The following is a 12,140-nucleotide window of genomic DNA, read 5'->3' as shown; positions in this document are numbered from 1 at the left end:
GTGTCTTTCATGGCGGCGAACATTAGGGTAGTATTGACATGCTCATTACAAAACATTAACAAAAAGTTGCTCTAACGCATTCGTGCAGCAGGACGCAAACGCACATGCAGCGCGATGACAGACGAGCAGAACCAGAAGCGCTCGAAGGAGAGGTGAATGGAAAGCAAAGTAGTTGTTCCGGCGGAAGGTAAGAAGATCACCCTGCAAAACGGCAAACTCAACGTTCCTGAAAATCCGATTATCCCGTTCATTGAAGGCGACGGTATCGGCGTTGATGTAACCCCACCGATGATCAAAGTTGTCGATGCTGCTGTCGAGAAAGCCTATAAAGGCGAGCGTAAAATCTCCTGGATGGAAATCTACACCGGTGAGAAATCCACCCAGGTTTATGGCCAGGACGTCTGGCTGCCTGCTGAAACCCTTGATCTTATTCGTGAATATCGTGTTGCCATCAAAGGCCCACTGACCACCCCAGTTGGCGGCGGTATTCGCTCTCTGAACGTTGCACTGCGTCAGGAACTTGATCTGTACGTTTGCCTGCGTCCGGTTCGTTATTACCAGGGCTCCCCAAGCCCGGTTAAACATCCTGAACTGACCGATATGGTCATCTTCCGTGAAAACTCAGAAGACATCTATGCGGGTATTGAGTGGAAAGCTGACTCCGCTGATGCTGAGAAAGTGATTAAATTCCTGCGCGAAGAGATGGGCGTGAAGAAAATCCGCTTCCCGGAACATTGCGGTATCGGTATCAAGCCGTGTTCCGAAGAAGGGACCAAGCGTCTGGTTCGTGCAGCGATTGAGTACGCCATCGCTAACGATCGTGATTCTGTTACCCTGGTTCATAAAGGTAACATTATGAAATTCACCGAAGGCGCGTTCAAAGACTGGGGTTACCAGTTGGCGCGTGAAGAATTCGGTGGTGAACTGATCGATGGCGGTCCGTGGGTTAAAATCAAGAACCCGAAAACCGGTAAAGAGATCGTGGTTAAGGACGTTATCGCCGATGCGTTCCTGCAACAGATCCTGCTGCGTCCCGCTGAGTACGACGTTATCGCTTGTATGAACCTGAACGGTGACTACATTTCTGATGCTCTGGCAGCACAGGTTGGTGGTATTGGTATCGCACCGGGTGCCAACATCGGTGACGAATGTGCGCTGTTCGAAGCAACCCACGGTACTGCACCGAAGTACGCAGGCCAGGATAAAGTGAACCCAGGTTCCATCATTCTGTCTGCAGAAATGATGCTGCGCCACATGGGTTGGGTAGAAGCGGCTGACCTGATCGTTAAAGGTATGAGCGGTGCGATCAACGCGAAAACCGTAACCTATGACTTTGAACGTCTGATGGACGGCGCTAAGCTGCTGAAATGTTCAGAGTTTGGTGACGCGATCATCGAAAACATGTAATCCAGATTCTGGGTTGTGTGAGAACGGGAGCCGGGTGGTTCCCGTTTTTTTTAATGAAATTCGATGGCGATTAATACAGCTATAAACCTGCCGCGGCTCGAAGCGAATATAGGGTTTACCACCCCAGATTTGTATTTTATACCCTCATGGTATTTGTGATTAGTGTTGGCGAACACAAATTGATATTTACGCCTGGCCTGTGCTGTAAGTTCAATGGGGCGGTTCTTGCCAGGATATCTCTACCCAGCAAGCAATCATATTTTTTATGGATGAGCAGAAAAAACAGATCCTGGTGATTCATTGCGCGGCACACATTCGATGAGGGGGCGAAGCCTCGGTTGGAAAAATAATATCCTGCCGTTGCTCGAAAAAATAGACCTTTATATTTATGTGTGTTTATTTTTACCGCCTGAACAGGCGGCTTATTTTTTGTACGGTAGTAGCGAAATTTACTGTGTCTCAAATAACAGTAATGGCCTTTTTTAAACAATACCAAAAAATAAAATTATGTTAACTCTTTGATTTTAATGAATTAAAAGATGAGTGAGCTTGCATTATCAATAATCGCTGGGCTGCATGTGTAAATAGCATAATAACTAAATTATAATTCTCTTACATTCGATAGATTGGTGAGGTTAGAATGCGGTTAACTGTCATGCTGTTAAGCTTTGTCGTCACTACCCAGGTCTGGGCTGGTGAACTTTCCAAGCCTGTCGGTAAAGTCCTTTTAACAGTGTCCGGTAATATAGAAAATACCAATGAAGACGGGAAAGCTGTTTTTGATATCACCAGTCTCGAGAATCTGGGCGCGATAAGTTTCCAGACCTCCTCACCCTGGTATAATGGACGCACTACCTTTACGGGTATCTCACTGCAAAAGCTCATGGATTATGTCGGGGCAAAAGGTTCTGTTGTTAAGGTCACTGCGCTCAATGACTACACCACCGTTATCCCGCTCAGTGATTTCAAGAAATATAATGTTATTCTTGCTCTAAAAATCAACGGAGAATATATGCGCATCCGTGATAAAGGCCCACTATTCATCGTGTATCCCTATGACAGCATTCCTGAACTGAATAATCAGATTTTTTATTCAAGGTCAGCATGGCAGGTCAGCTCAATGAAAATTGAGTAGGGGTTCAGAGGACCATCATGAACAGAATACTGGCTGGCATTATATTTTTCCTTTTTATATCTACCGGATATATATCTTTCCTTGTGCACGAAAGACAACAAGAGTTACAGAAACTGACGCACTACACCGACTCATGGTCTGCTGTTCAAATGGTATCAGAATATTACCGATTTGAATCGTGGCTTGGTCTCTACATTAGTGATGATACGATAACGCTTGATGCTGTGCGCCTGCGTCTCGATATTATGCTCAGCCAGAGCGGTTTAATAAAGGAAGGTGATTTAGGACATTATATAGAGAGCAATCAAGCGCATTATGAACTGGCTATACAGTTTCAAAAAATGCTTAATTATCTGGATGTTCATCTTGAGAAAATGAACCGTTCAGAACTCAAGGCATATTTGAAAGAAATGCATACGCTTGATGCACCGCTAGCCCGTCTTTCATCCGGTGCGTTAGATAAAGATGTTAGCTCGGTTAATAATACTAATACTAATATTCAAACCCTGTACTATATTTATTCAGCTACTTCAGTATTGCTTATAATATTGAGTGCGATACTGGGGATTCTGATTTTTTTTCAGAACAGAAACATTTTGAGAGCACATCTCCAGGTTAAGTGCCTTGCTGAGGAACTTCAGGAATCTAAAGAAAAACTGCAGATCCAGAATGCAAAACTGGAGTATGACGTCTATCACGACTCTCTCACCGAGATGAATAATCGCCAGTTATTCTGGGGGGATTTAAATAAAATCATCGAGATGGCAGAGAAAAACAATGACTCTGTGACGGTGATGTTGTTTGATTTAGATCGATTCAAAGAGGTAAATGATACGTATGGTCATGATGCCGGTGATATGTTATTACGCCAGATATCCCATCGTTTGATTTCTATGAGCCAGGGTTCAGACACGCTATATCGTTTAGGCGGCGATGAGTTTGCGTTTCTTTCGAGCGGTCTGACAGAGAGTCGTGCCGTTTCCCGAGCCCAAAAAATATGTGATTTTATCAACCAACCCTACACTATTTATAACGCAATTATAAATATAACAACGTGTGTTGGTATTGTTATCTCAGAAACTGAACGTCGTTCCGACTATCTTTATAAATTTGCCGATCTGGCGCTTTATGAAGCGAAAAATGAAGGCTCGGGTAAAATAAAAGTCTTCCGGCAGCGGATGTTAGAAAAGCTGCAAGAAAGCAGAACGCTTGAGCATGATATGGCAATGGCCATAGTGAATAAAGAGTTCGTGGTTTATTATCAGCCTATTGTCGATTCTTTCAGCCAGGAAATTTACAGCTATGAAGCCCTTATTCGTTGGATACATCCGCTAAAAGGACTTCTGTCGCCGGATAGTTTTATTCCTGTTGCTGAAAAAACAGGAATGATTAACGAGATGGGAAAATCAGTGCTTGAAATTGCTTGCAGGGAAGCGGCTTCCTGGGCGGTACCGGTTAAAATTTCAGTCAATGTTTCACCTGTCCAGCTAAGCAGCAAGGCCTTTGCCGGAATCGTGCTGTCCATTCTGAAAGAAACCGGACTTCCGGCAGACCGTCTCGAGCTGGAAGTGACGGAATCCTCTCTCTTTACGGAGAGCAATACGCCGATGAATACGCTTAACAAGCTCAGAGCCCTGGGAGTAAAAATCTCCATCGATGATTTTGGTACCGGATACTCTTCTCTTTCGCGACTAAGTCGGCTTGCCTTCGATAAAATCAAAATAGATAAGTCCTTTGTGCATTCGATATCTACACAGGAAGACGCCCTTAATATCATCAGGCTTATCACTGGTATGGCGAAATCGCTGAACATGAAAGCTGTTGCAGAAGGTGTCGAAACAGAGGAACAGCTGGCGAGCCTTCAGGCTCTGGGCTGCGACTTCGCGCAAGGGTATCTGTTTGGTAAACCGCAGCCGGGTATCAATGGGAAAATCAGAAACGGTTAAATAACGCCCGTTCCTCGTGCCCTGGTGATACGCTAAATCAGCGTAACGACAACGCACTTGCCAGCGCTAAGACGTTGGCAATTGCCGCTTTCGCTTGCGGACTGTTTTTCCAGCATGTCGAGCCGACCATTGACGCCGCTTGCTGGGTAATATCGTCGACAGTAGAGTTTTTAAGATCGGCAAGCGAGTGGAAACCAAGTTGCTCAAGCCGCTCGATGACTTTGGGGCCAACGCCTTTTAATGACAGAAGTGCCTGACGCTCAGTGGTTGAAAAGGGCATTGTCTCTCCTTACGTATGCGCAATACTGACAATCCGCTTACGAATACATGCTGATAGCGGCCAGGCTATCAGTTATAGCCTGGCCAACAGAGGTAAGCAAAACTAGAACTGGTAGTTTAAGGATACCCAGTAGTTACGGCCCGGGTTGACGTATCCGGTCGTGGATTGTGCAGTCTGATAGTAGTCGCCCGCATAAGTACTATTGCGGCCGACCTGATACAGCGTGACGTCACTAAAGTCTTTATCCAGCACGTTGTTCACCGCCGTATTCAGCGTCAGTTCTTTGGTCAGTTTATAAGACATCCCCATGTCCAGAACGGTCCAGGCTTTTAAATTTGCACCTTTGTCGTCATACACCGCCTTTTGGACGGCGCTGAGGTTGTCGTAATTCTCCGTATAGCGTGGAGCCTTACCGCGGTAGCGAGCGCTCAGCCAGGCGTTCATATCTTCCGTTGCCTGCCAGTTCAGACGGGCGTTCGCCATGTGTTTCGGGGTATAACTCAGTGGCGCGCCTTTATTCTCGCCATCTTTTTGCTTGCTCTGGGTATAGGTGTAATTGAGAGATAAACTCAGCGAGTCCGACCACAGTGGGAATGTGCTGGCAAACTCGATACCATCGGTTCTTGCTTTACCGCTGTTGGTGTAGCTGTTGGTATTATCATCGATAGAATACGAAACGATTTTATTTTTGTATTCAGTATAGAAACCCGTGACGTTGGCGTTCAGCCCAGCGTCATTCTCATAGTAAAGCCCGGTTTCGTAACTGGTACTTTCTTCAGGTTTAAGGTTCGGGTTCCCGACGGTATTGACGGTTCCCTGTGCCGTTACGCCGCTGATGCCGTTATGAAGTTGGCTGAGCGATGGCGCTTTATAACCCGTTGTGACACCACCTTTGAGGGTCCACTCATCGGATACGTCCCAGACCATATAGGCACGTGGGCTGAGGTGCCCGCCAAAGACGTCGTTATGTTCATAGCGTGTCCCCACGGTTAAGGCCAGAGAATCGAGGATATGCCATTCATCTTCAGCATAGGCCGACCATGTTTTCTGGTGGAATGTCTCTCCGGTATTGGCCAGCACGACACCGTCCTTCATGCGGGCATCCCAGTATTCCCCCCCGAGAGTCAACAGGTGCGAGTCACCTAACGGCGTCAGCAGCATGGAATCCAGAATAACGTTGGTGTTCTTCAGTTCACGCGCGTCGCCAGCCCGGCTCGCGTTCTCTGGTGTCAGTGCCGAGGAGACCAACTGGCGGCCTTTGTTCTCGGTTTCATTCCAGCCCACAGAGGACTTCCAGGTGCCAAATGTTAATGCGGTATCGTGGCCGAGCGTCACTTTGTTACGTTCATAACGCAGCGTCTTATCATATCCGCCGGTCAGATTGCCAAGCTGTCCATCATCGTTATCGTAGCGTTGTCTGGCGGAATCGAGATCCAGCCACAACGTATTGCTGTCGCTGGTTTTCCAGTCCAGGCGAGTGCCGATATTGTAATTCTCAGATTCCGTAGGATATGGCACGCGGGTGGAAGAGGTATCACTCAGCGAAGTGACACTGGAGCCTTGACGCTGCGTGGTACTGCCGCGAACCTGCATATCCAGTACACCGGCGATCAATGGGCCGCTTGACCAGAAGTTGGCGACCGTACTGTTACCCCATTTATTACTTTCTTGCAGGTTAACACCGGTATTAATGGACGTGCTCCATTTATCGGTGCTCTTTTTGGTGATGATATTGACGACGCCGCCAATGGCATCGGAACCGTATAACGTCGACATCGGACCGCGGATCACTTCAATATGGTCGATTGCTGCCAGTGGAGGCATAAAGCTGGTATTCATGGCCGAAAAGCCGTTCGGTGTCACGTCGCTGCTTCCATTTTGACGGATACCGTCAATCAAGAGCAGGGTATAGCTGGCGGGCATACCACGGATGCTAATTTCCAGACCGCCGGTTTTACCCGTGCTGCTTTCGACATCCACACCCTCCACAGAACGCAGAGCTTCACCTAAATCGTTATATTTATTGGTTTGTAACTCTTGCTGTGAAATAACGGAAACGCTGGCAGCCGCGTTGGTGATCTTTTTTTCGTAACCAGAAGCGGTTACTACCATCACGTCTTCAGCGAAGACAAAGGGGCTGGTAAACCCTATACAGGACAGAACGACAGAGGCAACAGGTTTTAAACGCATAGTCAAACTTCCTTTGTTAAAAATTCAAAGGCAGTAAGATAATTGATGAAAATGATAATACAAATAATTATCATTATATATTTACATAACTTGTCACTTACTGTGTCTTTCTTTAATAAATATACATAAATTGTCATGAATTTGAGGTGGGTAAAAACCGAAGCTGGTGAATAGTTTTCCCTGCAACTATTGCTTCTTATTTAATATAAAGCTGAATAAATACGGTGATTTTGCTTAGCCACTTCAGCGAAGTGAACGTGAAAGCGCCGGGTATTAGAAAGTCGTATGATGTTTTTTAAAAATCGTCATACTTTTCTGCGCTGTATCATTTTTTTCGGCATTACTGTCCGCCATAATCCCTTCCCCAGGAGACCGTCTAACGTAAATTGTTCGTTAAACGCGATAAAAATAACGTAAATCTGGATAAGAGAATGATTAAAGGCAAGCTGGCACTGCTGACGTGCGCACTGACTCTCGCATTAACCTCGCCACTCCTCGCTGCGCAAAATGCAGACAAAGGCCAGACGCTAAAACTGGCCATTGGGCCCGAGCCGACGGAGGGATTTGACCCGATGTTGGGCTGGAGTCATGGCAGCTATCTGCTGTTGCATGCACCGGTGTTAAAGCAAAATGCGGATATGAGCTGGGGAAACCTGCTGACGGAAAAAGTGGTGACCAGTGCCGACGGCAAAACCTGGACGCTGACGCTTAAGCCCGATCTCAAATTCTCTGATGGTTCGCCGCTAACGGCAGAAGATGTGGTCTTCACCTATAACAAAGCCGCAAAAAGTGGTGGAAAAATTGACATGGGGAATTTCACCCATGCCCGCGTGATAGATAACCGCACGGCAGAAATTACGCTCAGCCATCCGCAGAGCACTTTTGTGAACGTGCTCGGTTCGTTAGGTATTGTTCCGGCAAAACAATATGACGAAAAAACATTTGCCAAAAATCCGATTGGCGCAGGTCCTTACCGCCTGGTGAGCTTTCAACCGGGGCAGCAACTGATCGTGGAAGCAAACCCGTGGTATGCCGGTAAGAAGAATGATTTCAACCGGCTAGTGTTTGTATTCCTCGATGAGGATAACGCATACGCCGCAGCACGTAGTGGCCAACTGGGACTGGTACGTATTGCGCCGTCGATGGCGGTAGCACCCACACAGCAGAATTTAAAACTGTGGGTTCGAGACAGTGTAGAAAACCGCGGTATTGTTTTCCCAATGGTTCCGGCTGGGAAGAAAGATGCTAATGGTTATCCGGTTGGGAACGATATTACAGCCGATATAGCTATCAGGCGTGCGATCAACTACGCCATTGACCGTAAGCAGCTTGCCGGGCAGGTTATGGAAGGTCATGCGATCCCCGCGTATAGCGCGGTTCAGGGGTTGCCATGGCAGGGGACTTCGGTGGCATTCAAAGATGGCGACGCTGAAAAAGCCCGGACGATTCTGGATCAGGCCGGCTGGAAGGTGGGCAAAGACGGAGTACGGGTGAAAGACGGTAAAGAGGCGCGTCTGACGTTGTGGTATGCCAGCGGCGACAGTACCCGTCGTGATTTAGCCGAGGCTGTGCGCGCCATGCTGGAGCCGGTAGGCATTGCAGTGTCGCTGCAGTCGGGTAGCTGGGAAACCGTTGAACGTCATATGCATGCTAATCCTACGCTGTTCGGCTGGGGGAGTCTGGATCCGATGGAGCTTTTCCATCACTACAGTGGGCAGGCGGCAGGTGTGGAGTATTACAACCCGGGCTACTACAGCAATCCGGTGGTCGAGCAACATCTCAAGCAGGCCATTGATGCACCAGACTGGCAAAAAGCGTTGCCTTTCTGGCAACAGGTTGAGTGGGATGGTAAACAAGGTGCAGGCGTAGAAGGGGATGCCGCATGGGCATGGCTGCTGAATATTCAGCACACCTATCTGGCGAATCCGTGCATTGATCTGGGCAAAGGTGCACCGGAAATTCACGGCAGCTGGTCATTGCTCAACAATCTTGATGAATGGACCTGGACCTGCCGTTGATGAAGTCTGTTTTAGGCCATGTATTACGGCTGATAGTGTTGTTAGTGCTGGTCGCGGCTGGCACTTTCATCTTGCTCAGCTTTTCACCGGTTGATCCAATCCGTGCCTATATTGGCAACGATTTGCTGCATGTTCCGCCGGAGCAATATGCACGTATTGCTGCGCGTTGGGGTCTGGATCAACCACTGTGGGAGCGTTTTTTCCACTGGTTCTTCCGCGTGCTACAGGGCGACCTTGGTTACTCGATGTTGTTTAATGCCCCTGTCGCCAGCGTGATTCAGGAGCGGTTTGCGACCTCGTTTGCGCTGCTGAGCGGAGCGTGGTTGGTTTCCGGTATATTGGGAACGACAATGGGGTTTGTTGCCGGCCGCTACCTGAACCGTTGGCCGGATAAGGCCATTTGCCGACTTAGCTATCTGCTTTCTTCCTTACCGACCTTTTGGATTGGCATGCTGCTGTTGGCGGTATTTGCGGTGCGCTGGCCGCTGTTCCCGGTCTGTTGTGCGTGGGAACCGGGAAATAACAGCGATATGGCAACGCTGACTGAACGTCTGCGCCATCTGGTTCTCCCTGTTTGCGCACTTAGCCTGCTGGGGCTGGGGCAAATTACGTTGCACACGCGGGAAAGTATCGCCAGCGTGATGAAAAGCGAATTTGTCCGCTTTGCGCGTTCGCAGGGTGACAAGGGGTGGTCTCTGTTGCGTCACCAGGTTCTGCGACACGCCATCACGCCAGCGCTATGTCTACAGTTTGCCTCGTTGGGCGAACTGTTGGGCGGTGCGTTGCTGGCTGAAAAAGTTTTTGCCTATCCGGGGCTGGGGCAGGCTACCATCGATGCCGGATTACGCGGTGACCTGCCGTTACTGATGGGGATTGTCTTGTTCAGTACCGTGTTGGTGTTTATTGGTAACTCTCTCTCGGCCTGGTTTGTCCATGTTTTGAATCGTGCGCTGGAGCGACCTGATGCTCTATAACCCGACGCCGACGCTTGTTCGTCTTCTGCTGTCCGTGAGCGGCCTGTTATTTATTGCAGTATATGGCGCGGCCACGCTGGATAATCCGTTGACCGTGAATCTTCTTGCTCGTCATCTTCCGCCTGATTCGCTGTACTGGTTTGGTACCGACAATCTGGGGCGCGACCTGTGGGTTCGTTGCTTTCAGGGGGCGCTAACCAGCCTGCAAATCGGCATTGGCGCGGCGCTGTGCAGCGGATTCATTGCGTTACTGATGGCGGCGACTTCCCGTTTGCATCCACGCCTGGATGTCGCCATGCGTCTGATCACCGATGCGATGTTGTCCATGCCGCACCTTCTGCTGCTGATTTTGATCTGTTTTACGTTGGGCGGTGGGAAAAGCGGGGTGATTATGGCGGTTGCGCTCACACACTGGCCGCGGCTGGCATTGATTTTACGTGCTGAAGCGGAACGCGTTGCCCACAGTGATTACCTGACACTCACCTGGCGACTGGGACATGGCCACTTTTACTGCTGGCGGCATCACTATTTACCTGCGCTATTGCCCCAGTGGTTAACGGGAACGTTGCTGATGTTCCCTCATGCGGTTTTGCACAGTGCAGCGTTAAGTTTCCTTGGCTTCGGGCTGGCACCCCACGAACCTTCGCTGGGACTGTTGCTGGCAGATGCGCTGCGGTTTATCAGTCATGGCGACTGGTGGCTGGTGCTGTTTCCAGGGCTGATGCTATTTCTCCTTGTGATGCTATTTGATCAACTTGCCCGGGCGGTACATCGTTTATGGTTGAGGGGTGATACATGTTGAGTTTGCGGCAGATGTCGCTGGAAGTGGCGCGTTATCGCTGGTACGGCGCAAAAAAATGGTCCTCGTTGCTGCAGGATGTTTCCTTTGATGTTGCGCCGGGCCAGATGGTGGCGTTAGTGGGGGGGAGCGGTGAGGGTAAGAGCCTGCTACTGCAATGCTTACTCGATCTGTTGCCGGAAAATTTGCGCTTTCATGGCAATATCACCCTTGATGGAAAAATGCTGGATAACAATGACATCAGGGCATGCCGTGGCAATACGTTTAGTTATGTTCCGCAAGGTGTGCAGGCGCTGAATCCGCTGCTGTCTATTGAAAAGCATTTACGAAGAGCCAGCCAGCTTTCCGGTCAGGCGTGGAATGCAGGGCAAATTGAACGCTTGCTCGAACGTCATCATCTGGAAACAACCGTGTTAGAGGCTTTCCCGCGTCAGCTTTCGGGAGGAATGGCCAAACGCATTCTGGCGTGTCATGCCGCGCTCAGTCAGGCTCGTTATATCCTTGCTGATGAGATTACCGCCTGGCTTGATGCGCCTCTGGCAAATCAACTGCTGGAACAGCTACGCGGCCTGTGCGAGCGGGGCGCGGGCGTTTTATGGGTGACACATGATCTCACTCTGGCTGCACGTCACGCAGATCGCATTGTCGCGCTGCATCAAGGAACGGTGTCGGATAATGTCAGTCGGGAACAGCTTTTGCGCGGTGAAATTAGTGAACACCTGCAACGGCAATGGCGAGCGCTGCCCGAAAGAAATCAACTTTTTGGAGAGCGTTATGCTGTGCTGTCGTGATGTGTTCATTCGTCAGGGAGGTAAAATACTGTGGCAAAATCTCTCGTTCTCGTTGTCACCAGGGGAGCGCATTGGGATTTGTGCACCCAGTGGAACCGGAAAAACAACGCTGGGACGTGTGCTTGCGGGGTGGCAAAAGCCGACATCCGGCGACGTTCTGGTTGATGGCCAACCGTTGCCGCGCCATCAATATTGCCCGGTGCAGCTCGTACCACAGCATCCGGAATTAACCTTTAACCCCAGGCGGAGTACCGGTGATGCGGTTCATGATGCCTGGCGGCCAGATACAGAAACGCTTGCCCGACTGCATATTAAGCCGGAGTGGTTAACGCGTCGTCCCGGACAACTTTCGGGCGGTGAGCTGGCGCGAATTGCCATCCTGCGGGCGCTCGACCCGCGTACGCGTTTTCTGATTGCCGATGAAATAACTGCGCAGCTCGATCCCTCTATCCAACGGGATATCTGGGCGCTGCTGCTTGAAGAATGTCAGCGTCGGCCATTGGCTATGCTGATTATCAGCCATCAGCAGGCCCTGCTTGATCAGCTTTGTTCCAGCAAACTCATTGTAGCGTAAAATGAGACAAGGGCTTGCAGCTGGTC

10 protein-coding genes are annotated in these 12,140 nt (G+C 49.4%); 8 read left to right on the top strand and 2 right to left on the bottom strand.

Translation table 11 applies throughout. The features are described from left to right. Positions 1-156: 156 nt before the first annotated feature. The 3 genes from icd (at position 157) to I6L54_RS15435 (ending at position 4,488) form a co-directional block, all read left to right on the top strand. Positions 157-1,407 (top strand): NADP-dependent isocitrate dehydrogenase, encoded by a 1,251-nt coding sequence (gene icd, locus I6L54_RS15445; protein WP_005120987.1) that lies wholly within the window; start codon positions 157-159, stop codon positions 1,405-1,407. 640 nt (positions 1,408-2,047) lie between these two features. Then, positions 2,048-2,542, top strand: coding sequence for a putative pterin-binding protein (locus I6L54_RS15440; protein ID WP_040233614.1), 495 nt, complete (start codon positions 2,048-2,050; stop codon positions 2,540-2,542). A 17-nt stretch (positions 2,543-2,559) separates the two neighbouring features. Further along, complete coding sequence (locus tag I6L54_RS15435) at positions 2,560-4,488, top strand: putative bifunctional diguanylate cyclase/phosphodiesterase (RefSeq protein WP_040233615.1); 1,929 nt, start codon at positions 2,560-2,562, stop codon at positions 4,486-4,488. A 37-nt stretch (positions 4,489-4,525) separates the two neighbouring features. Here I6L54_RS15435 and I6L54_RS15430 read toward each other — a convergent pair whose 3' ends face one another. Further along, a complete protein-coding gene (locus I6L54_RS15430) occupies positions 4,526-4,768 on the bottom strand; it encodes a helix-hairpin-helix domain-containing protein (RefSeq protein WP_040233617.1) in 243 nt (80 codons plus the stop codon). A 102-nt stretch (positions 4,769-4,870) separates the two neighbouring features. Next, positions 4,871-6,958 carry a TonB-dependent receptor gene (locus tag I6L54_RS15425; protein WP_005120392.1) on the bottom strand — a complete coding sequence of 696 codons (2,088 nt, stop codon included), beginning with the start codon at positions 6,956-6,958 and terminating at the stop codon, positions 4,871-4,873. 431 nt (positions 6,959-7,389) lie between these two features. Between I6L54_RS15425 and I6L54_RS15420 the strand changes: the two genes are divergently transcribed. The 5 genes from I6L54_RS15420 to I6L54_RS15400 are packed head-to-tail and all read left to right on the top strand — an operon-like array spanning position 7,390 to position 12,114. Further along, entirely contained in the window at positions 7,390-8,976 is a 1,587-nt protein-coding gene (locus I6L54_RS15420) for an ABC transporter substrate-binding protein (RefSeq protein ID WP_040233619.1), read from the top strand. Then, positions 8,976-9,950, top strand: coding sequence for an ABC transporter permease (locus I6L54_RS15415; protein WP_040233892.1), 975 nt, complete (start codon positions 8,976-8,978; stop codon positions 9,948-9,950). The genes I6L54_RS15420 and I6L54_RS15415 overlap by 1 nt, the downstream gene beginning before the upstream one ends. Beyond that, positions 9,940-10,752 (top strand): ABC transporter permease, encoded by an 813-nt coding sequence (locus I6L54_RS15410; RefSeq protein WP_040233621.1) that lies wholly within the window; start codon positions 9,940-9,942, stop codon positions 10,750-10,752. The genes I6L54_RS15415 and I6L54_RS15410 overlap by 11 nt, the downstream gene beginning before the upstream one ends. Beyond that, entirely contained in the window at positions 10,746-11,540 is a 795-nt protein-coding gene (locus I6L54_RS15405) for an ATP-binding cassette domain-containing protein (protein WP_005120382.1), read from the top strand. The genes I6L54_RS15410 and I6L54_RS15405 overlap by 7 nt, the downstream gene beginning before the upstream one ends. Beyond that, positions 11,524-12,114 carry an ATP-binding cassette domain-containing protein gene (locus I6L54_RS15400; RefSeq protein WP_040233622.1) on the top strand — a complete coding sequence of 197 codons (591 nt, stop codon included), beginning with the start codon at positions 11,524-11,526 and terminating at the stop codon, positions 12,112-12,114. The genes I6L54_RS15405 and I6L54_RS15400 overlap by 17 nt, the downstream gene beginning before the upstream one ends. Positions 12,115-12,140 lie beyond the last annotated feature (26 nt).

It is taken from the genome of Citrobacter pasteurii (assembly GCF_019047765.1).
Classification (GTDB): domain Bacteria; phylum Pseudomonadota; class Gammaproteobacteria; order Enterobacterales; family Enterobacteriaceae; genus Citrobacter; species Citrobacter pasteurii.
The sequence above is the reverse complement of the archived record's forward strand: the minus strand, read 5'-3'. Positions and strand labels throughout refer to the sequence as shown.